20 protein-coding genes and 1 pseudogene are annotated in these 19,339 nt (G+C 64.5%); 13 read left to right on the forward strand and 8 right to left on the reverse strand.

Translation table 11 applies throughout. The features are described from left to right. Window positions 1-28 precede the first annotated feature (28 nt). Window positions 29-786 (reverse strand): annotated as a pseudogene (locus tag FEJ81_RS14735) (SDR family NAD(P)-dependent oxidoreductase). Between the two features lie 112 nt (window positions 787-898). Between FEJ81_RS14735 and FEJ81_RS14740 the strand changes: the two are divergent. Together FEJ81_RS14740 and FEJ81_RS14745 are read left to right on the forward strand one after the other, a co-directional pair. After that, window positions 899-1,540, forward strand: coding sequence for a cyclase family protein (locus FEJ81_RS14740; protein WP_138245997.1), 642 nt, complete (start codon window positions 899-901; stop codon window positions 1,538-1,540). A 257-nt stretch (window positions 1,541-1,797) separates the two neighbouring features. Beyond that, window positions 1,798-2,007: a hypothetical protein gene (locus FEJ81_RS14745; RefSeq protein WP_138245998.1), complete on the forward strand. Its 210-nt coding sequence runs from the start codon at window positions 1,798-1,800 to the stop codon at window positions 2,005-2,007. A gap of 1,257 nt (window positions 2,008-3,264) precedes the next feature. Here the strand turns inward: FEJ81_RS14745 and cofH are convergent. Continuing rightward, entirely contained in the window at window positions 3,265-4,644 is a 1,380-nt protein-coding gene (gene cofH, locus FEJ81_RS14755; RefSeq protein WP_138246000.1) for a 7,8-didemethyl-8-hydroxy-5-deazariboflavin synthase subunit CofH, read from the reverse strand. A 144-nt stretch (window positions 4,645-4,788) separates the two neighbouring features. On the opposite strand from cofH, the gene FEJ81_RS14760 reads away from it, so the two are divergent. The 3 genes from FEJ81_RS14760 to FEJ81_RS14770 all read left to right on the forward strand — a co-directional run bounded on the left by FEJ81_RS14760 (window position 4,789) and on the right by FEJ81_RS14770 (window position 6,592). After that, window positions 4,789-5,076, forward strand: coding sequence for a hypothetical protein (locus FEJ81_RS14760; RefSeq protein ID WP_138246001.1), 288 nt, complete (start codon window positions 4,789-4,791; stop codon window positions 5,074-5,076). 150 nt (window positions 5,077-5,226) lie between these two features. Further along, window positions 5,227-6,246, forward strand: coding sequence for a phosphoribosylaminoimidazolesuccinocarboxamide synthase (locus FEJ81_RS14765; RefSeq protein WP_138246002.1), 1,020 nt, complete (start codon window positions 5,227-5,229; stop codon window positions 6,244-6,246). Between the two features lie 139 nt (window positions 6,247-6,385). Continuing rightward, window positions 6,386-6,592 (forward strand): hypothetical protein, encoded by a 207-nt coding sequence (locus FEJ81_RS14770; protein WP_138246003.1) that lies wholly within the window; start codon window positions 6,386-6,388, stop codon window positions 6,590-6,592. Window positions 6,593-6,656: 64 nt separating this feature from the next. Here the strand turns inward: FEJ81_RS14770 and FEJ81_RS23285 are convergent, their stop codons facing one another. Continuing rightward, the gene (locus FEJ81_RS23285; protein WP_175416437.1) at window positions 6,657-6,827 is read right to left on the reverse strand and encodes a hypothetical protein; all 171 of its coding nucleotides are present in this window, start codon (window positions 6,825-6,827) and stop codon (window positions 6,657-6,659) included. Between the two features lie 162 nt (window positions 6,828-6,989). Between FEJ81_RS23285 and FEJ81_RS14775 the strand changes: the two genes are divergently transcribed. Continuing rightward, window positions 6,990-7,397, forward strand: a complete 408-nt coding sequence (locus FEJ81_RS14775; RefSeq protein WP_138246004.1) for a DUF2267 domain-containing protein — start codon at window positions 6,990-6,992, stop codon at window positions 7,395-7,397. A 173-nt stretch (window positions 7,398-7,570) separates the two neighbouring features. After that, a complete protein-coding gene (locus tag FEJ81_RS23290; RefSeq protein WP_175416438.1) occupies window positions 7,571-7,741 on the forward strand; it encodes a DUF7576 family protein in 171 nt (56 codons plus the stop codon). A 54-nt stretch (window positions 7,742-7,795) separates the two neighbouring features. Here FEJ81_RS23290 and FEJ81_RS14780 read toward each other — a convergent pair whose 3' ends face one another. Further along, window positions 7,796-8,746, reverse strand: a complete 951-nt coding sequence (locus FEJ81_RS14780) for a formyltetrahydrofolate deformylase (RefSeq protein WP_138246005.1) — start codon at window positions 8,744-8,746, stop codon at window positions 7,796-7,798. A 340-nt stretch (window positions 8,747-9,086) separates the two neighbouring features. Here FEJ81_RS14780 and FEJ81_RS14785 point away from each other — a divergent pair, with 340 nt between their 5' ends. The 4 genes from FEJ81_RS14785 (at window position 9,087) to FEJ81_RS14800 (ending at window position 13,788) form a co-directional block, all read left to right on the forward strand. Further along, a complete protein-coding gene (locus FEJ81_RS14785; protein ID WP_138246006.1) occupies window positions 9,087-9,401 on the forward strand; it encodes a HalOD1 output domain-containing protein in 315 nt (104 codons plus the stop codon). Window positions 9,402-9,532: 131 nt separating this feature from the next. After that, on the forward strand, window positions 9,533-9,784 hold the full coding sequence (gene purS, locus FEJ81_RS14790; RefSeq protein WP_138246007.1) for a phosphoribosylformylglycinamidine synthase subunit PurS: 252 nt from the start codon (window positions 9,533-9,535) through the stop codon (window positions 9,782-9,784). Then, complete coding sequence (purQ, locus tag FEJ81_RS14795) at window positions 9,785-10,477, forward strand: phosphoribosylformylglycinamidine synthase I (protein ID WP_138246008.1); 693 nt, start codon at window positions 9,785-9,787, stop codon at window positions 10,475-10,477. 119 nt (window positions 10,478-10,596) lie between these two features. Then, complete coding sequence (locus FEJ81_RS14800) at window positions 10,597-13,788, forward strand: PAS domain S-box protein (protein ID WP_138246009.1); 3,192 nt, start codon at window positions 10,597-10,599, stop codon at window positions 13,786-13,788. Window positions 13,789-13,800: 12 nt separating this feature from the next. On the opposite strand, the gene FEJ81_RS23295 is transcribed toward FEJ81_RS14800, so the two are convergent. The 3 genes from FEJ81_RS23295 to FEJ81_RS14810 form a co-directional block, all read right to left on the reverse strand. Beyond that, complete coding sequence (locus FEJ81_RS23295) at window positions 13,801-13,965, reverse strand: hypothetical protein (RefSeq protein ID WP_006429288.1); 165 nt, start codon at window positions 13,963-13,965, stop codon at window positions 13,801-13,803. Window positions 13,966-14,020: 55 nt separating this feature from the next. Then, a complete protein-coding gene (locus FEJ81_RS14805; protein ID WP_138246010.1) occupies window positions 14,021-15,121 on the reverse strand; it encodes an archaeosine biosynthesis radical SAM protein RaSEA in 1,101 nt (366 codons plus the stop codon). Between the two features lie 161 nt (window positions 15,122-15,282). Then, window positions 15,283-16,650, reverse strand: coding sequence for a midas domain-containing protein (locus FEJ81_RS14810; RefSeq protein ID WP_138246011.1), 1,368 nt, complete (start codon window positions 16,648-16,650; stop codon window positions 15,283-15,285). A gap of 349 nt (window positions 16,651-16,999) precedes the next feature. Here FEJ81_RS14810 and tgtA point away from each other — a divergent pair, with 349 nt between their 5' ends. Further along, complete coding sequence (tgtA, locus tag FEJ81_RS14815; RefSeq protein WP_138246012.1) at window positions 17,000-18,475, forward strand: tRNA guanosine(15) transglycosylase TgtA; 1,476 nt, start codon at window positions 17,000-17,002, stop codon at window positions 18,473-18,475. Between the two features lie 75 nt (window positions 18,476-18,550). Here tgtA and FEJ81_RS14820 read toward each other — a convergent pair whose 3' ends face one another. Then, complete coding sequence (locus FEJ81_RS14820) at window positions 18,551-18,874, reverse strand: HalOD1 output domain-containing protein (protein ID WP_138246013.1); 324 nt, start codon at window positions 18,872-18,874, stop codon at window positions 18,551-18,553. An 81-nt stretch (window positions 18,875-18,955) separates the two neighbouring features. Between FEJ81_RS14820 and FEJ81_RS14825 the strand changes: the two genes are divergently transcribed. Next, entirely contained in the window at window positions 18,956-19,312 is a 357-nt protein-coding gene (locus tag FEJ81_RS14825; RefSeq protein WP_138246014.1) for a TRAM domain-containing protein, read from the forward strand. The last annotated feature ends 27 nt before the right edge of the window (window positions 19,313-19,339 follow it).

A 19,339-nucleotide genomic window follows, 5' to 3' on the forward strand; every position in this document is an offset into this window, starting at 1 on the left:
TCCCCTCCAGGGGCACTCGAGCGAGGCGTTACATACAGGAGAAGCCGCCGTCGACGACCAGCGCCTGCCCGGTGATCCAGTCGGCCTCGTCGCTGGCCAGAAATAGCATCGCGTTCGCGATGTCCTCGGGCTCGCCGAGGCGCTTGAGCGGATAATACCTCGATAGCTCTTCCTTCCTCGCCGCCCACTCCTCCTCGGTGTAGTTCTTCCGGGGCATCGCGGTGTCGGTCACGCCCGGACAGACCGCGTTCGCCCGGACGCCGGCCGGGCCAACCTCCGCCGCGACGGTCCGCGTGAAGTTGACGACCGCGCCCTTCGACAGCGAGTACGCGCCGAGTTCCGGCGCGCCGATGACGCCCGCCAGCGACGCCGTGTTGACGATCGCGCCCGACCCCTGCTCCTTGAAGTGGGGGATCACGGCGTGACAGCCGTTCCAGACGCCCGTGACGTTCACGTCCATGACTCGGTCGCGCTCGCCCTCGGCGATCTCCTCGATCTTCGCGCGCTCGTGGCTCACGCCCGCGTTGTTCACCATGATATCGAGGCCGACTCCGAGACCGCCTCGTCGACCGCCGCGTGGACCGCGTCGGCGTCGCGGATGTCTAACTCGAGTGCGGTCCCGTCCTGCCCCATGTTCTCCACGCGGTCGATCGTCTCCTGGGCCCCCTCGAGATCGACATCGGCCGCGACGATCGTCGCGCCCTCTTCGGCGAACAGTTCGGCGGCCTCCCGGCCGAGACCGGAGCCCGAACCCGTGATAAATACTGACTTACCTTCGAGTCGCATATTCACATGTTATTAAGTATCATCATAAATCATCGCCCCGTAATCGGGCCCGAGCGCGGGCGGCGACTCGAGAGCACACAGCGTTATCCCCCTCCACCCACGGATACCGCGTATGCACGTCGATCTGAGTCACCCGATCGAGACCGGGATGCAGACGTACCCGGACGACCCGGCCGTCGCCGTCCGGCCGCACGCGACCCACGAGGACCACGGCGTCCGCGTCGACGCCCTCGAGTGTGGCAGCCACACCGGAACCCACGTCGACGCGCCCGCCCACACCGAACCCGACGGAAAAACTCTCGAGGCGTTCCCGCTCGAGCGGTTCGCCGTCGACGCGGTCCGGATCGACTGCCGTGATCTCGGGGCCCGCGAGCCGATCCCGGCGGACCGGGTTCCGGCCGTCGACGCCGATCTCGCCGCGTTCTGGACGGGGTGGGACGCCCACTGGGGCACCGATCGCTACCTCGAGCATCCGTACCTCTCGCCGGCAGCGGCCGAGGCGTGCGTCGAGCGTGAGTTCGACGTGGCCGTGGATGCGCTCAACCCCGATCCAACTCCGACGGAAAACGCCGGTGAGGACGAGCCAGCGGGGTTTCAGGCACACCACGCGCTGCTCGGCGACGAGCGGTTGATCCTCGAGAACCTGACGAACCTCGAGTCGGTCGGGGATCGCTTCGAACTCCGTGCGTATCCGCTGGCGCTCTCGAGCGACGGCGCGCCGGTGCGGGCCATTGGGATCGTCGAAACGGTCTAGTCCTCCGTCGACCACGTGGCGGCACTCGCTATCCGTATCGGCCACGGTAGAGGCTTGCCAATCGGCGGGTGTATCAGGAAAATAGACGGCGGACGGAAGTTACCCGACACCGCAGTGACAGTAGCGGTCGCGTTGCTCGTTCTCCGGAACCAGTGGATCTCCAGAACGATCTAGGAGAGTACTCTAGGAAAACGGTAGCATGAGAACGCTAGGCTGCGGTAACGGGTTTTTAGTGATCGTTCTGTGTAGTCGTCCGTATGGGACCGAAGAAGCCGTCGTTCGAGCACGAAAGCATCATTTCGGATTCGAAGGAGACCGACGGAAAGTTTTCGTGTCCGATCTGCCACGAGTTCTCGGCCGACTCCGTACGGAGTGTGAAAGGTCATATCTCGGGATCAAGAGACGAAACGCACGCAGGCCTCGGTTGGAACCACGAGGCCGAAATCAGAGCGACGGCCGATGAGTGACGGGTAATGGTTCGAATCAAGAATCTCGGTCATCCGGCCGTCGAGATCAAACCACCGCTTGACGGGGAGCGGCATCGGTTCGAGATCCCGCGAGACGAGACGCTGTTTTTCTGGACGGCCCTCACTATCGGGACGGCGGACCGACTTCCACGGATTTGCTCTCCACGCGGGAGCCGTCTGTTTACTGCCGGTGTGAACGCTCGAAAACGGATGTCGTTGACAGTGGCGATCGACGGAGAACGAGTCCCCCTCATCGCTGATTCGTACTACCGAACGGGTGACTACAAGGGGTTGGCATGGTGGCTCGCCATCGATCCCATGGAGTTACCGGCATCCGTATGTGTCCGGTTCGAAACGACGGGGAACCAGCCGATGGACAGGAGCGATCCGATCGTACTGTGGACCCGGCAGGGGGAACGGATCCGCTGGGGGACGACGAAGGAGAGTACGATCGAACTCGTCCCGAGTGATCGCCCGACGAGCGACTTCCAGACCCGCCGAGAGGACTTGTGGGAGAGCCATACGGTGTACCAGCCCGTCACGAAGCCTACTAGCCGAGTAGCTGTCTACCGACAGCGATATCGATAGCCGGATCGGCAGCGAAGTCTTGCATCGGAGAACCATCAATAGTCGAACAGCGGCTGAATTCCTCGATATTCCGGAAGGATCTCCCTATTGTTCCCGTGATCGAAATTGAACCGCCACGCGCTATCGTCTCTGCGCTCACTGATATCAAATCTCGAGACGAAATCAGCAAACGGAATCGTCCATCGATGTTCGTCAGTAGCCCCGAGAAAAACGAGATAGAGTGGATGATCCCGTCGAAGACTGGTCATAGAGTCCCACGTCGATCCGTAAAATGGTGACTCGTTCGTTGTCGGATCACCGGCGAACCGCGAGTATGTGACCCATATTATTTTCGTTGAATTCCGCAACTCTATTTTCCATGCTGATCGACTGTCATACCCAGTCGTCTGTTCGATCGATCGAATCCGTGCATCACGTTCCAGCTCTTGTACTACCCGTTCTTTTAATTCATTACCAGTACCCATATTCGTCGATTTACCCACAAGACGTTGTCAAACTATCTCTATAGCAGAGATCCTCGATAAATCGGAAGTCCGCTACGCCTCCAGTGCCCGTTACTCTATATCAGAGCCGACTTTTCGCAACGAACAGCGCGATCGATTGGTTTCCAAGTGTTATTTCCAACTCTGTCTAAACGAACCAAACCCGTATGCCTGTCGATCTGCCCGATCAATCGTCGGCCGGAAGCGCCCGCTCCTCCCGTTCCGCTCGAGTCAGCAGCGGCGTGCCGTCGGCCTTTGGGCCGAGTCGGGGACCGAAGGGCGGGTCGTCGGGGTCGATGACGCGGCGCTGCTCGTAGTCGGTCGAGCGTTCGACGGGGACGCGGCCGATCGAGGCGATCATCTCGACGTAGTCCTCGAACGAGCGGAACTCGCCGAAGCCGCCGCCCGCTCGTTTAGTAATCTCCTCGGAGAGGATCGTTCCCATGTAGTCGTCGGCCCCGCAGTTGAGCATCTTCAACCCTTGCTCGTCGCCGTACTTGACCCACGAGGACTGGATGTGGTCGACGTTGTCGAGGAACAGCCGCGAGACGGCGATCAGCAGTTCGTCCTCGTCGATGCTCGGGCCGCTCGAGACCACGTCGTGTTCGAACAGCGGCGTGTTCTGGTGGACGAAAGAGAGCGGGACGAACTCGGTGATGTTGCCGGTCCGGTCCTGCAAGTCCCGAATTCGTTTCAGGTGCAGCGCGCGGTGGGCCTCGTTCTCGACGTGGCCGTACATGATCGTCGCAGTCATCCCGAGTCCGACGTTCGCGGCGGCCTCCATGGCCTCGAGCCAGTCCTCGGTGCCGATCTTGCCCGGGCAGATCACGTCGCGGACTTCCTCGACGAGGATCTCGGCCGCGGTTCCGGGAACGGTATCGAGGCCAGCGTCTTTCAGCCGCCGGTAGACCTCCTCGTAGGACCAGTCGGTGCCCCGGCGGGCGTGGTAGGCCTCTTCGGGCGTCATCGAGTGGACGTGGACGCCGTCGACGCTCATCGCCGAAATCTGGTCCGTGTAGGTGCCGGGGCTGGTGTCGTACCGTTCGGGGGGCTTGTAGTTGACTTCCTTCGGGTTCGGGTGGTCGTCGAGGAGGTCCCGGTGTTCCTCGTCGAGCGCGAACGCGGGGTGGAGCCCGGAGACCGACGTGACCTCGTAGATCCCCCGCTCGACCGCATCGGAGACGATCTCGCGGGACTCCGCGGGCGTCTTCGTGAAGCCGGCCGTCTCGATCTCCGTCTCGCTCTCGAAGGTGTGGGCGGCGTCCTTGAAGTTACAGAACAGACAGCCCACGTTACAGGCCGTCGTGACGTTGTTGTTCAGGTTCGCGATGAAGGTGACCTCCTCGCCGACCTGCTCGGCCCGGCGGCGGTCGGCCGCCTCGAGCACGCGCTCCTTGCGTTTCCGGTCGATCCCCTCGCTCTCGGTCCCTGTGGTGAGTAACTCGATCGCGTCGTCGACCGCGAGTCGCTCGCCGTCGCGCGCCTTTGCCAGTGCGTTCTCGAAGGACTGGTCGGTCTCGGGAACGTGATCGAACGTGAGGTCGGCCTCGGTCACCGGTCGCTCCATCGACGTAACGATACCCGTACAGCGAGAAAAGCATGATGGATCAGGAACCGTCGTCCGCCCCGGCGTCTCCGGCCGCGGCTCGCTCGAGACAACTCGGAGTTCGCAGGTCCCGAAGCTATCCGCGAGGCGAGCGAAGGCAAGCATATGAGTTCACGGACGCCGGAGGAGTGTATCGACCTCGCTCTCGACGACGAAGCCGCCGACGGGCGGCGAACCGATGCGATTCGCGAACTGAAGACGGCAAACGAGTGCGACGAACTCGCGGCGCTCGTCCGCCGGGAGAACTTGGCCGATCAGTATCGCCGGCAGGCCCTCGAGGCACTCGCGACGCCCCAGTGCGATTCGACGCTTCGAACCCTCGTCGAAGACGGGCTCGAGGGATCGCTACAGGACGACGCCAAGGAGTTACTCGCGACCGTCGAGGACGGCTGAGAGCGTGGCCGAATCCGTCGGTTCGCACACGAGTCATGCGCTCGCGCCGCCGATCAGCGGTCTCCCGCGCGATACTGAAACCTTCTTACGGTCCGGCCACGGCAACTGGGATATGAACTGCGGGAGCGGACACGGTCTGGGGTGTCTCGAATGACGAGCGTCAAAGAGTTCCGCATCGAGGAGGCGGCGACCGCCGACGACCTCGGTCGCGGCTCGTTCGTCTTCACCGACGACTACTCGGTGTTCGACTGGGGGAAGATGCCCGACCAGATCCCACAGAAGGGCGCGAGCCTCTGTACGATGGGTGCGTTCAACTTCGAACTGCTCGAGGCCGAAGGCGTCCCCACCCACTACCGCGGGGTCGTCGAGAACGGCGACATCATCCCGCTCGAGGACGCGTCCCACCCGCCGTGGGAGATGGCCATCGATCTCACGCAGGTGCCCGAGCTTCCCCACGAGGGCCGCGAGTACGACTACGACAGCTACCATGACGCGGCCGGCGAGAACTACCTGATCCCCCTCGAGATCGTCTTCCGCAATCGGGTCCCCGTCGGCTCGAGCCTGCGGGATCGGACCGACCCCGCCGACCACGGCCTCGCGTTCGAGAGTTGGCCCGACGAGGCCGTCGACCTCGAGGACCCGATCGTCGAGTTCACCACGAAGTACGAGGAGAGCGACCGCCACCTCGACCGCGACGAGGCCGATTCGATCGCCGGCAAGGCAGCCATCGAGGACCTCGAGTCCCTCGCCCGCGAAGTCAACCGGATCGTCACCGAACAGGCCGACTCGGCCGGGCTGGTCCACGAGGACGGCAAGATCGAGTGTCTCTACTACGGCGGCGAAATTCGCGTCGGCGATGTCGTCGGCACGTTCGACGAGAACCGCTTCAGCTACGAGGGCACCCAACTCTCCAAGGAAGTGCTCCGCCAGTACCACAAGCGCACCCAACCAGAGTGGGTCCAAGCCGTCGACGCCGCCAAGGCCGAGGCCAAACGAGAGAACGTCGCCGACTGGAAGTCGCTCTGCGACGAAGAACCGGAATCCCTCGAGGACGGTGTCCTCGAGACCGCTCGCGACCTGTACTGTGCGGGTGCCAACGCCTACACCGGCCAGGAGTTCTTCGACGCACCGCCGCTCTCGAGCGCGATCGGTGCGGTTCGGCGGCTCTGAGACGGCTCGACCGCCGCTTGCCGACCGCAGTCCCGAACTCGACGGGATCGCACACCGTGAACTGTGCTATCGTTCCACAATCCGTAGCGAAGAAAGTAACCCTCATATTGAGGGCCGAACCACGGTCGAACGAACGCAAATGACCCCTGCTATCGCCAGTGGCGCCGCAACGAGTATCGTCCTGTTCAGTCTCACCAGCGGGATCGCAGCCGTCGCGAGCGCCATGCTCGCCCTGTTCATGCTCGTGATGGTCGGTTTCGCCGTCGCACCGCTGTTCTCCTCGTCGTGGATCGGCCAGCAGGACGTGTCGTCGGCCGCGGCCAACGCCGAGCCGAACGACGACTGAGTCCCCCGTTTTCTTTGCTCGTCGTTCGTCTCCGCAACGCGAGTGGCTAGGCGCTTGTCCGATCCTACCGCAGGAGCATCACGAGTAGAAAGAGGACGGGAAACCCGATGCCGACCAATAGGATCCCGATAAAGACGATCTGGGGGGAAAGAATCGGGAGAAGCAGTACGAGAAGGACGGCACTCAGAAGGGCGATAATGAGATTCAGGCGGAGTTTGATCCCCGACTCGTCCATTACGATATCTCTCACGTAGCACACGATATGTTTTTTGATTTACGTATAGCCGTTGCCCGCGAGATCGTCTTCTCGAGTCGCTGTTCGCCGACGATGGAGATGCGATGACGGCTTGCAACTGAGTGCCCAATCCCGATGGCGTTGACCGGCGAAGTGCCGTCCATGCAAGAAAGCGAGTTCTACGGACTGGTACAGGAAGCGGGCCACCTCGACACGACGGATCGCGCGCAGGCCGCGACCGAGGCCGTCATGGCGACACTCGCCGAGACGCTGACCGGCGGCGAGGCCGAGAACGTCGCCGCACAGCTCCCCGACGAACTGGCCGGGATCGTCGAAGACGCCGACCACGACGCCGCCGGCTACGACCGCGAGGACTTCGTCGAACGGGTGAGCGAGCAACTCCGCGGGACGGACGTCGAGCCCGACGACGCGGAACAGTACGCCGACGCGGTGACCGACGCCCTCGCGGTCGCGCTGACCGACGGCGAACTGCAGGATCTGAAGGCCCAACTCGACGACGACCTCGGTCCGCTGTTCGAGGGCGTGACAGTCGACCGCGAGAACGTCTGAATGGTCTGAACGGCTCGAGCGGGCCGAAAGCGACGGTCAATACCGAGTCGTCGTCATCGAGCCGCCAACCGGTGCCGTTTCGGGGTCGCCGGCTGGGCGAACGGATTCGCCGACCGTGGCCGAATACGCCGCAATGGATTCGTTCAAGTGGGCCTCGGTCCACCTGTCAACCGATGACCGATTCGACGGACGACGACTCACCCGACTGTCGACAGTGTGGCAATCCCATAGGACCGTCCTCCGAACAGCGCGTCGTGACGACCGTCGAGGACGGAACGACCGTCTACCGGCACTTCTGTACCGACGACTGTCTCGAGCAGTGGGAGTCGTCGACGTCCGCCTGAGCGCCGGCCCAGTTCTCGCGGCAGTCACCGAAACGGACCGCAAAAGCCGCGCGTTCAGTTGTCTTCGGCGACCGCACTGCCGATGCCGTCGACCGGCCGGTCCGGTGTGAACTCGTCGAGTTCCTCGGGCAGGCCGAGCTGGTACTGGGTGCCGTTCTCCCGGACCGACGTTCGGCCGCGGTGGACCGACACGTCGCCGTTTAAGTGCAGTTGGACGGCCTCGAGCAGGGCGTCGGCCTCGAGGGGCTGGCCGCGGCGTTTCATCACGTCCAAGTCGGCGTCGTCGGGGACATCGAACGCGCGCTGGGTGATGATCGGTCCCTGATCGAGGTCGGTCGTGACGTAGTGGGCAGTGACCCCGGCCACGCGAACGCCCTCTTCGACGGCCTGTCGGTAGGCCTCCGCGCCGGGGAACGCCGGCAGCAGGGAGGGATGGACGTTGATGATCCGGTCCTCGTAGCGGAAGACGACGTTCGGGCTCAGAATGCGCATGTACCGCGCGAGGACGATCAGGTCGACGTCGTACTCCGCGAGGAGTTCGAGCAGTCGATCCTCGTTTTGCTGGCCGCCCTCGTCGCCGATGTCGTGAAACGGCACGTCGTAGTGCTCGGCCAGCGGCTGGAGGTCGTCGTGGTTGCCGATCACGACGCCGATATCCGCGCCGAGGTCGTCGTTGGCCCACGCCTCGAACAGCGCCTCGAGGCAGTGACTCTCCTTCGTCACGAGGACGGCGATCTGTTGGGTCTCCCGGTCGGCGGGGAACCGGACCTGGACGTCGAGGTCGAGGTCGTCGCCGAGGTCGCGGAGGTCCTCCCGGAGCGTCGCTTCCGTACAGACCATCTCGGAGGTATCGACGGCGAGATACATCCGGAAGACGCCGTCGCGGACCGCCTGATCGAGGTCCTCGATATTGATCCCGCGCTCGAACAGGAGGCTGGTCACGTTGGCGACCAGCCCGGTGTCGTCGTCTCCGATCACCGTGATTTCGGTTACGTCGGTCGTCAACGCTGCCACCTCCGCTCGAGCGAATCGCGATTCATCACGACGGAGTGCAGTCCGCGGGCGGCTAAAAGTCCTGCTTTCCGTAGAGGGCCGTGCGAACCGCACGCATTCCGTTCGAGAGACGGAGCACACCGGGAGATCACACTGAGCGACGACGTGAGTACGAGATACTTGTTGGAAGACGTATGACAGACGCCCCGAATCGACCCCGTCCCCGTCACGTGAACGCGTTTATTTTGTCGTACAAGCGGATGAAACATGTCTGACAGGGATTTATACGGTGGTCTGTGGTACGACTGTTTAGTCACGCGGCGTGACAGTCGCCAATAGGTAGGTGAATACAATGACAGTAACACCGGACGACCACGGCCGATCACGAATCGATCGCGAACGGAAGACGGCGTTCGTCTCGCACGACTGGGCGGGGACGGAGTCGTTGACGACCACGATCGTCTCGACGGTTGCGGAACTCTCCGGGAACGACCCGACTGATGTCGAACGACTCTACGACCGGATCGATCCCGAGAGCCTCGAGGCGCTCTTCGCGCCGGCGAACAGCGCCGCGAGCCGAAGCACCGGGCAGGTATCATTCCAGTTGGACGCGTACACGGTCACCGTTCACGCGACGGGCGACATCGTCGTCGCGCGAGCGGCGTAATCGGCCGTCGGGCGACTGCGCCTCGAGACGGGAACGGGGGTCCGCCGCCGAGTCACACGTCGGTGTCCACGAACGTGTATTACGAAGCCAAGGCGAAAGCGTTTTTGAGCACGGTTACGGGGTATCAGGTAATGACCGCCTACACCGCGACGGTGACGGTTCGACTCAAACGGGGCGTCTTGGACCCCGAGGCCGAGACGACGACGCAGGCCCTCGAGCGGCTGGGCTTCGAACTCGAAGAGCTGCGATCGGCTGACCGCTTCGAGATCGACCTCGAGGCCGACTCCGCGGACGGTGCGCGCGAGCGCGCAGACGAGATGGCCGAACGGCTGCTGGCGAACCCGACCATCCACGACTACGACGTGGAGGTCGCCGAACGGTAGATGACGGTTTCGATCATCCGATTCGGCGGCTCGAACTGTGACCGCGACGCCGAGCGCGCGCTGGCACACCTCGACATCGACGCCGAGATCGTCTGGCACGAGGACGGACTCCCCGAGGACACGACGGGCGTCGTCCTCCCTGGCGGGTTCTCCTACGGCGACTATCTCCGCGCGGGGGCGATGGCGGCTCGTTCGCCGATCATGGCCGAAGTTCGAGAGGCCGCGGCCGACGGCGTGCCGGTGCTGGGCGTCTGTAACGGCGCACAGATCGGCTGCGAGTCCGGCCTGACCGAGGGCGCGTTCACGACGAACGAGAGCGCCCGCTTCCAGTGTGAACACGTCTACTTGCGCGTCGAGCGCGCGGACACGCCGTGGACCGCCGCCTACGACGAGGGTGAGGTCATCGAGATCCCCATCGCCCACGGCGAGGGCCGCTACGAGATCGACGACGACCGATTGGCCGACCTCGAGGACGAGGGTCGAGTCCTCTTTCGCTACTGCGACGAGAACGGCGAGACGGGACCGGACGTGAATCCGAACGGGTCCAAGCACAACGTCGCCGGCGTCCTCGGCGACCGCGAGTCCGTCGCGGTGTTGATGCCACACCCGGAGCGCGCGACGCTGCCCGATGTCGGACCCACCGACGGACAGGGGGTCCTCCGCGGATTCGAATCGGAAGCAAGCGGCGTATAGGACCGTAACCGGCTGTTTTCCGCGGAATACGCGAGCGGTCGACGACGACAACTCAATTCGTGAGTCGAGTCAAAGAGTAATAGTGCCGGCGTTCGTTGGAGTCGAACTGAATACAGGGGATGGGCACGAATAGCGGACCGGACACCCGAGCCGTCGTCGTCGGTTCCGACACCGGAACCGTCCTCGAACGCCCCCTCGCGGAGCGCGGCGTGACGACCGAGACCGTTCGGACGACCGATGCGTGTCTCGAGTCCCTCTCGGCTGTCGACTGCGTCGTGATCGGGGACACGCTCCCCGACGCCGACCCCGTCGACTGCTGCCGGGCGGTTCGAGACCGCCGGTCCGATATTCCGATCATCGCTTTTCCAGACGACGGCAGCGAAGCCCTCGCGGGCGCAGTCGTCGCCGCGGGAGCAGACGGTTACGTCCCTCGCTCGCAGGGACACGAAACGCTCGCGACGCGGCTCAACGCGCTACTCGAGGAGCGACGGGCCGACGCGGAGACGACCACCGACACGGGAACGGCCGCCGACGCGGCCGAGTCCGGGTCGCCGGAGCCGGCCGACGACCCCTCGGACCGCCTCGAGTTGCTGGTCGAGCAGTCGCCGCTCGCGATCATCGAGTGGAACCTCGCGTTCGAGGTACGAAACTGGAACCCGGCGGCGACCGAACTGTTCGGCTACACCGCCGAGGAGGCCGCGGGCGAATCCGCGGTCGACCTGATCGTTCCGGAGTCGGAGCGAGCGGCCGTCCACGAGTACTGGAACGACCTCGTCAGCGGGTCGACCGACGGGCAGCCGTCCCGGCAGGTAAACCGCAACGTCCGCGCGGACGGCACGCCGATGACCTGCGAGTGGTTCAACACGCCGCTCGTCGAAGACGGCGAGGTCGTCAGCGTCCTCTCGTTCGGACAGGACATCACGGCCGACCGCAAGCGAGCGAACGCCCTCGAGGCGCTCCAAGCGACGACCCAAGAGCTACTGCGAGCCGGATCGGCCGACGAGATCGCCGACATCGTGATGGCGGCGACCGAGGACGTGATCGATCGGGCGCTCGGCGCGATCAGGATCTACGACGAGGACAGCGAGACGCTCGAGTTGGCCGGCGTCACGTCGGCGCTCGACGAACACACCGACGACATCTCGTCGATTAGTTCGGCGGACGGCGTCCTCTGGGACGTCTACACCGACGACGAGCCGACTCTCCTCGAGGACGTCTCGCGAATCTCGTACGACATCGATCTCGACGTCGAGAACGCACTCCTCCATCCGCTCGGCGACCACGGCTTGCTGTCGGTCGGCGCGGCGGGAGCCGACGAACTCGACGACGCCGAGATCCACTTACTCAACGCCCTCGCCGCGACTGCCGAAGCGGCGCTCGATCGGGCAGCGCGCGAACGCGAACTCGAGCGGACGGAGACCGTCGTCGAGACGGTCGGCGACTGCGTCTACCAGCTCGACCCCGACGGTCGGTTCGTCACGGTCAACGAGACGATGATGGGAACGACCGGCTACGACCGCGACGATCTCCTCGGCGAACACGTCTCGACGGTCCTCACCGACGAGAGCGTCGAACGGGGACGCCGACAGGTTCGGGACCTCGTGGCCGACGACGATCGGCGCGTCACGACCTACGAAATCACGCTCACGGGTCCCGACGGGGAGCGGACGCCGGCCGAGGTCAACATGTCTCTGTTGTACTCCGACGGCGAGATCGACGGCACGGTCGGCATCGCTCGCGACATCAGCGACCGCAAGCGCATGGAACGGAAACTGGTCGATCGGAAGTCGAAGATCGAGGGGCTCCACAGCGTCGCCTCCCGGCTCGACGACTGCGAGAGCCGCGCGGCGATCTACGACGTGGCCGTCGAAGCCGCCGAAGACGTCCTCGACTTCGACGTCTGTCTCGTCAACAGCATCCGCGACGACTCCTTCGTCACGGAAGCCGCGTCCGCCGGCCTCGAGACCGACCTCGAGGGACGGCGGCCGATCGGCGAGGGCGTCGCCGGGCAGGCCTACCGCACGCAACGATCGATCCGCGTCGACGGGAGCGCGGCGAGCGACGCGGTCCCGGAGATCGACGACTGCCGGTCGGTCTTGAGCGTCCCGATCGGGGATCGCGGCGTGTTTCAGGCGATCTCGGCGGAGCCGAACTCGTTTACCGCGTCCGACGAGGAGTTAGCGGAGCTGTTGCTGTCCCACGTTACCGACGCCCTCGATCGAATCGCCTACGAGAAGCGGCTGCGAGCCGAACGCGACCGGTTCGCGGCGCTGTTCGAGCACGTCCCCGACGCCGTCGTCAGCGTCAGCCGGCTCGCGGACGGGCCGATCGTCGAGGACGTCAATCCAGCGTTCGAACGGTGCTTCGGCTACGACGAGTCGGAACTCGTCGGAACGCCGATCGATCAGGTCATCGTTCCGCCCGACAGAAAGACCGACGCCGAGAGGCTCAACCAACTGGGCAGCCGCGGCGAGGTGAGCGAGACAGCGGTCAAGCGCCGGACCGTGGACGGACTGCGCGATTTCAGGCTTCGAGTCGTCCCGATGGAGATGGACCGGTCGTCGGATCGTGCGTTCGCCCTCTACACCGACATCACCGCCCAGAAACAGCGACAGAAGCGACTCGAGATCCTCAATCGCGTCTTGCGCCACGATCTGCGCAACGGCATGAACATCATCAACGGCTGTGCGGAAATGCTCGCGGACGCCGTCGACGACGCGGATCGGGAGTACGTCGAGACCATCCAGTGCCGGACGAACGAACTCATCGGCCTCGCGGAGAAGACCCGAACCGTCGAACGAGTCCTCGACCGCGACGAAGTCGCGGCCGGGCCCGTCGATTTCTCCGAAGCCGTCGAACAGGCAGTGAGCCGCCTCGAGAGCGCCTACGACGTCGATATCTCCTGTTCGCTACCGGATCGAGCCTTCGCCCGGGCCGACGAGTACCTCCGGACGGCCGTCTTTCAGGTGCTCGAGAACGCCGTCGAACACACCGACCGGTCGCGACCGACCATCGATGTGACGCTGCGTGACCCGCCAGATAGCGAGTTACTGACGCTGTCGATCGCCGATGACGGCCCCGGGATGCCCGAGGAAGAGCGGGAACTGCTCGAGGGCGACCGGGAGATCACGCAACTTCGCCACGCCAGCGGGATCGGGCTCTGGCTGGTCAACTGGGTCGTCGCGCAGGCCGGCGGCGAACTCTCGTTTACGGACAACGAGCCCCGCGGGACCGTCGTCACACTCGAGGTTCCCCGCGCCGACGCGGAGTCCATCCAGTCCGCGTCGGACGGCACGGCGACCGGCGACTAGGCCCGTGTCCCCCTAACGGCCCCACTCGTAGAACCACCAGCTCCCGCCGAGTAACATGAGTCCCGCGCCCAGCGCGGAGGTCGCGGGCTCGGGAAAGACGAACAGCAAAAAGCCGACGACGATCAACACTGCGGGCTCGAGTTCGTTCCAGTAGTCCGAAAACGATGGGAGTGCCATACGAGGAGTTGTCGGCCGACGGTAAAGTAAGTAGCCCGACTCCCGCCGCGCGGCGTTACCGCATCAGCGGCTGGTTGAAGCTCCGTTCGCGCTCCATGACGGTCTCCCAGGTTAGTTCACACTCACAGGAGACCTGCTCGAAGACCGAGGGGTCCTGCCGGAGGTCGAAATCCTTGATCGCCTTCTGGACGTTGTCGTCGCACTCCTGACAGTTGTGCGGGCCGCGATCGGAACCGTGTCCGACCGGGTCCGAGACGACGATGGCGTCGACGTCCGCCGTCTCCTCGAGCACGTGAGCGACCGACCAGAGCCACGGCGGGCGGTAGCCGTCCTCGAAGTAGAGGTCGTCGACCATGGTGTAGCGCTGGACGTTACAGGGGTTCATCGAGACGGTGTGACAGCCAGCGACATCGGCACAGCGCTCGATCGAGGAGATCATGTCTTCGACGGCCTCGGACTCGGTGAGGAAGGGCGGCTTCATCAGGAGGTAGGCCTTGATGCCGGCCGCGACATCGTCGCCCGCGGCCTCGTCCCCGGCGGCGGCTTCCGCGCAGGCGTCCTCGAAGTCGGCGAAGTCGAAGTACTTGTTCACGCAGTCGTGGCGCACGCGGTCCGTCGCCGTCTCGAGGCCGATCGCGATGTCGGTGTCGAGCCCGTGCTGAGTGAAATCGCCGATCTTCTCGCGATTGACGAAGTCCGGCAGCGATTCGACGACGATCCGTTCGCGGTCGGCGAAGGTGTCGGCGATCGCCCGGCGACTCTCCGCGCCGACCTCGCGCTCGTCGAGGAACGAACCGGAGGTGTAGATCTTGATGAGGTCGGCCGGTTCGTCCGCGTTTTCGGACTCGTGGGCCAGACAGATGTCGATCTGGTCCATCAGGGCCTCGTGGGAGACCGAGCCGCCGTCGACGCTCTCGGCGACGTAGCCACACATCGTACAGCCGCCGGCGCGGGCCCACCGGCAGCCGCCGGTGTTCAGGATGATCGTCAGACTCGACTTGACGCCGTCGGGCGTGTTGTCCTCGTCGAGCCAGACGCGGGTGGGCTCGTGGGGGTCGTAACTGGCCTCCTTTCGGGAGCGGATCTCCCGCATCGCCTGATTGTGGGCGTCCATGCCCTTGCCCTGCTCGTATACCTCGGGCGTGGGTTTACTCATTAGGAAACGCAAGCGGTCCAGCGCCTAAAGCGCCTTCGTCTGTGACCGGTCGCGGCCGCCGTACAGCGCGGTATCATCGCAGGGCAGCACACAGCAGGCGCAGCCGGGGTTCGCAACGAGGCTCGCAGAAAAACGGAGTATGCGGTACCGCCGAACGCAGGTTAGGCTTCGCTCTCGTTCGCGGAGTCGTCCTCGGTGATTTCGATGTCCGTGTCGTTGTCGTCGGTTTCGTTATCGTCAGTGTCCGTCTCGTTCATCTCGTCGTCAGACGCCATCGAATCGTCGCTCTCGATGTCCTCGAGTTCGCTCGCGTCGCCGAGCGTGAGGGTGTCACTGGTCGCGTTCTCGATCGTGATCGAGGACGCGGAGAGGTTCGAGATGGTCTCGCCGGAGCTCTCGTTACTCTCGGTGTCCATCTCGTCGGTCTCGTTGTCGTCCTCGGAGATCTCGAGATCGTCGCTTTCGTTGTCCGCGGACTCGTTGTCCTCGTCTTCGGAGATCTCGAGGTCGTCGCTCTCGTTCTCCGTCTCGTTATCGTCCGTACTAGCGCTGTCGTCCGCTTCCTCGACCGAATCGACGGTCATCGATTCGATCGTGATCTCCTCGGCGTCGAACTGCTCGATCGTAAGTTCCTCGATCTCCTGGGACTCGTTCTCGCTTTCGGTCGACTCGGTGTCGGTCGCGTTGTCGTCCTCGGAGATTTCGAGGTCGTCGCTCTCGCTCTCCGTCTCGTTGTCGGCCATCGCGGAGTCGTTCGACTCGTTGTCGTCCTCGGAGATCTCGAGGTCGTCGCTCTCGTTGTCCGCGGACTCGTTGTCTGCCATCGCGGACTCGTTGTCGGCGTCCTCACCGGCGGTCAGCTCCTCGACGGTCAGCGTCTCGACGTCCATCGTCTCGATGGTCAGGTTCTGAACCGTGACCTCGCTCGCGTTCTCGTCGATCACGGACTCGTTGCTGGAGCTTTCGGTCTCGGACTCGGTGTCGTTCTCGACCGTATCGTCGGCTTCAGCGTCGGCATCCGTGTCGGTATCCTCGGTCTCGAGGCCGTCCTCGTCGTCGGACGCGTTCATTTCATCGTCGTCGGACGCGTTCATCTCCTCGTCCGTCGACGCGTTGGCCTCACCGCCCTCTTCGAACTCCTCGAGCGAGACGCCCTCGAGCTCGAGTTGCTCGAACTGGATGTCGGAGAGGGTCACTTCCTCGCTGCTCGCGTTGGACTCGTTGTCGTCAGCGGTCTCGGTGTCGTTCGATTCGGTGTTGTTGCTCTCGAGTTCGTCCTGGAGTTCCGCGACATCAGCGTCGAACTCCTCGACGTTCAACTCCTCGATCGTCGCGTTCTCGACCGTGACGTTCTCGAGTTCGAGTGTCTCGACCTGTACGTTCTCGAGCGTCGCGCTCGATTCCGATTCGCCCATGTCTCCGGCGTCGTCGCCAGCGCCCGCTGTCGCACCGGCGAGGGCAGGACCCCCCGAAAGTGCGACCAGCAGCGCGACGAACACAACGCCAACTTTCTGCGGTCGTGAAACCATGCGCTCTCCCCTACCCCCGGATCCGGGCTAAAACGAGGCGACTGTTACAGGATTATCTCGGAGAAAACCAGTGTTGGAACCGTGCAACGGTCTCTAATCTCCGGTTCATCTGTCGCGATCGATGACGATCACAGCCGTCAGGAAGAACGCATTTCCGTGCCGCGATATGGCGCTCATCACGACGGACGAATGCCGTGCTTGTGGCTGCCGGGATCGCATCGGCGAACGGGACAGAACGGGGCGTTTATCGGTTCTATCAGCCACTGACGCCCGTCCGATCGCCGCGTCTCAGCCGGACGGTCGGTCGAAATCCGTCATGACTTACGTCGGACAATCCAACACGCGGTCAATGCGCGAGTGCTTCGAAGTCCGGGATATCGACGCCGGCGGCCGCATCGGCGAACTCACCGTTCCCCGAGCCGACGCCACCGTCGAAACCCCGGCCCTGCTGCCGGTGATTAATCCGAATTTGGACACGATCAGCCCTCGCCGGCTCGCCGACGAGTTCGGCGCGGAGATTCTCATCACGAACTCCTATATTATCCACGGGGACGATACCCTCCGCGAACGCGCGCTCGAGGAGGGCCTGCACGATCTGCTCGATTTCCCGGGCGCGATCATGACCGACTCGGGTTCGTTCCAGCTCTCGGAGTACGGCGAGATCGATGTCACGACCGAGGAAATCCTCGAATTCCAGCGCGAGATCGGCTCCGACATCGCCACGCCCGTCGACATTCCGACGCCGCCGGACGTTTCCCGCGATCGCGCCGAAGCCGACCTCGAGACCACACAAGAGCGACTCGAGATCGCCGAGACCGCCGATACGGGCGAGATGCTCGTCAGCGCACCTGTCCAGGGATCGACCTACCCAGCTCTCCGCGAGCGGGCCGGTAGCCACGCCGAGGGGACCGCTCTCGACGTCTTCCCAGTCGGCGCGGTCGTGCCGCTGATGAACGACTACCGGTACGACGACATGATCGACATCGTCGCCGCCGCAAAACGCGGGCTGGGTGCCGACGCGCCCGTCCACCTCTTCGGTGCCGGCCACCCCATGATGTTCGCGCTCGCCGTCGCGATGGGCTGTGACCTGTTCGATTCCGCGGCCTACGCGCTGTACGCCCGCGACGACCGCTATCTCACGGTGCGGGGCACCCGCGCCCTCGACGACCTCGACTACCTCCCCTGTTCGTGTGCCGTCTGTACCGAGCACTCGCCCGACGAGTTGCGCGCCCTGCCAGACGCCGATCGCGAGACCGAACTCGCCGCCCACAACCTCCACGTCACCTTCGCCGAGATCCGCCGGATCAAGCAGGCGATCCGCGCCGGCACCCTCATGGAACTCGTCGAACAGCGCGCCCGTGCCCACCCGACGATGCTCGACGGCTATCGCACGCTGCTCGATCACGCCGAACAGCTCGAGCGCTCGGACCCCGTCTCGAAGGGCGCGTTCTTCTACACCTCCCACGAGAGCGCCCGCCGACCCGAGGTCGTCCGCCATCACCAGCGCCTCGAGCGGCTGTCCGTCCCCGATTCCCTGCTGCTCACCGAAGGCGACGCGCCGCGGGGCGACGAGTTCGACGACTCGTGGCGAGTCGAACCGCCCTTCGGCCCCTTCCCGCGGGCGCTCTCGCGGAGCTACCCGCTCACCGCCGAAGTCCCGGACCGGACCGACCGGGCCGCCCTCGAGGCCGCGGCCGACGGCGTGGCCCGCCTCGTCGAGACGAACCCGGAGACCGCGGTCACCCTCGCCCATCGGGGCTGGCCTGCGGGCGTCCTCGAGCGCGTCCCCGAGGGCGTCGCGCTCGTCGACCTCGCGTCGGACTGAGCAGACCTGTCACTCTCCGTCTGCGTGATTTCGAAAACGCCTGCTTCGATACGGCGGGGTCGCGGTGGGGCGGAATTACGCGTTCGTCAGCGAACCGGGTTCGGAATCGACGACGACCGGTCGGGCGACCGGCGAATCGTCGATCTCGATCGCCACGCCGTCGGTGCAGTCGACGGTGATCGCGTGGCCGTCGTAGGTGAACTCGAGCCGGCCGCCGCGGGACCCACCGCGTCGAGTGGGCGCGAAGAGGGAATCGAGCGCGTCCGGGTCGATCCACTCGTACAGCGGCGGGAGGTCGGTCGGATCCGTCCCCCGGTGGGTCGCAACTGCGCTAACGACGGCAATGCTGACGGACTCGTAGACGCCGTCGCCGGACGACCCGTTGAATGAAGTACTCACGATGTCCTCCAACCGACCGGGAGACAAAAGGCTGCCGGCGAGACCGGAACATCGAAGACCGAGGCGACATCCGGTTCCGGTATGCTCGGCCCGGCAGTACTCGGCGGGAGCGCCATCGTCGCCCTCGTGATCGGATCGTGGCTGTTCAAACGGTTCCGCGGTCGGTCCGCGGACGAACGCCGATCGTGGGAACGACACACGGATGCACAGGAGCGCGACCCCCCGGTCGATATCGGAGATGTCGAGGAAACGGCGATCCGCGAGTTCAGCGACCACCACTCCGGCGAGCGGCGAGCGGTCTGTAAGATCGAAGGGTTCGTCGTCTTCGTCGAGGACGTGCCCGACGACTGCGACCCGACGGACGTGATCCGGATCAAGATCCTCTCGTTCAACCGCGGCCACACGTCGGCGACGGCGACACACCTCGAGACCGTATAATCGGCTGCGACCGCGGTTTCTCAGCGG

The sequence above is a fragment of the Natrinema versiforme genome (assembly GCF_005576615.1).
GTDB lineage: Archaea > Halobacteriota > Halobacteria > Halobacteriales > Natrialbaceae > Natrinema > Natrinema versiforme_A.

What these genes read in the sequence shown, in the direction of transcription:
- FEJ81_RS14805 (WP_138246010.1), bottom strand. Translation starts at nt 15,121, where the DNA reads ATGAGTAAACCCACGCCCGAGGTATACGAGCAGGGCAAGGGCATGGAC.
- FEJ81_RS14760 (WP_138246001.1), top strand. Translation starts at nt 4,789, where the DNA reads ATGAGTTCACGGACGCCGGAGGAGTGTATCGACCTCGCTCTCGACGAC.
- FEJ81_RS23295 (WP_006429288.1), bottom strand. Translation starts at nt 13,965, where the DNA reads ATGGCACTCCCATCGTTTTCGGACTACTGGAACGAACTCGAGCCCGCA.
- FEJ81_RS14775 (WP_138246004.1), top strand. Translation starts at nt 6,990, where the DNA reads ATGCAAGAAAGCGAGTTCTACGGACTGGTACAGGAAGCGGGCCACCTC.
- purS (WP_138246007.1), top strand. Translation starts at nt 9,533, where the DNA reads ATGACCGCCTACACCGCGACGGTGACGGTTCGACTCAAACGGGGCGTC.
- tgtA (WP_138246012.1), top strand. Translation starts at nt 17,000, where the DNA reads ATGCGCGAGTGCTTCGAAGTCCGGGATATCGACGCCGGCGGCCGCATC.
- FEJ81_RS14810 (WP_138246011.1), bottom strand. Translation starts at nt 16,650, where the DNA reads ATGGTTTCACGACCGCAGAAAGTTGGCGTTGTGTTCGTCGCGCTGCTG.
- FEJ81_RS14740 (WP_138245997.1), top strand. Translation starts at nt 899, where the DNA reads ATGCACGTCGATCTGAGTCACCCGATCGAGACCGGGATGCAGACGTAC.
- FEJ81_RS14800 (WP_138246009.1), top strand. Translation starts at nt 10,597, where the DNA reads ATGGGCACGAATAGCGGACCGGACACCCGAGCCGTCGTCGTCGGTTCC.
- FEJ81_RS14785 (WP_138246006.1), top strand. Translation starts at nt 9,087, where the DNA reads ATGACAGTAACACCGGACGACCACGGCCGATCACGAATCGATCGCGAA.
- cofH (WP_138246000.1), bottom strand. Translation starts at nt 4,644, where the DNA reads ATGGAGCGACCGGTGACCGAGGCCGACCTCACGTTCGATCACGTTCCC.
- FEJ81_RS14745 (WP_138245998.1), top strand. Translation starts at nt 1,798, where the DNA reads ATGGGACCGAAGAAGCCGTCGTTCGAGCACGAAAGCATCATTTCGGAT.
- FEJ81_RS23290 (WP_175416438.1), top strand. Translation starts at nt 7,571, where the DNA reads ATGACCGATTCGACGGACGACGACTCACCCGACTGTCGACAGTGTGGC.
- FEJ81_RS14770 (WP_138246003.1), top strand. Translation starts at nt 6,386, where the DNA reads ATGACCCCTGCTATCGCCAGTGGCGCCGCAACGAGTATCGTCCTGTTC.
- FEJ81_RS14825 (WP_138246014.1), top strand. Translation starts at nt 18,956, where the DNA reads ATGCTCGGCCCGGCAGTACTCGGCGGGAGCGCCATCGTCGCCCTCGTG.
- FEJ81_RS14765 (WP_138246002.1), top strand. Translation starts at nt 5,227, where the DNA reads ATGACGAGCGTCAAAGAGTTCCGCATCGAGGAGGCGGCGACCGCCGAC.
- purQ (WP_138246008.1), top strand. Translation starts at nt 9,785, where the DNA reads ATGACGGTTTCGATCATCCGATTCGGCGGCTCGAACTGTGACCGCGAC.
- FEJ81_RS23285 (WP_175416437.1), bottom strand. Translation starts at nt 6,827, where the DNA reads ATGGACGAGTCGGGGATCAAACTCCGCCTGAATCTCATTATCGCCCTT.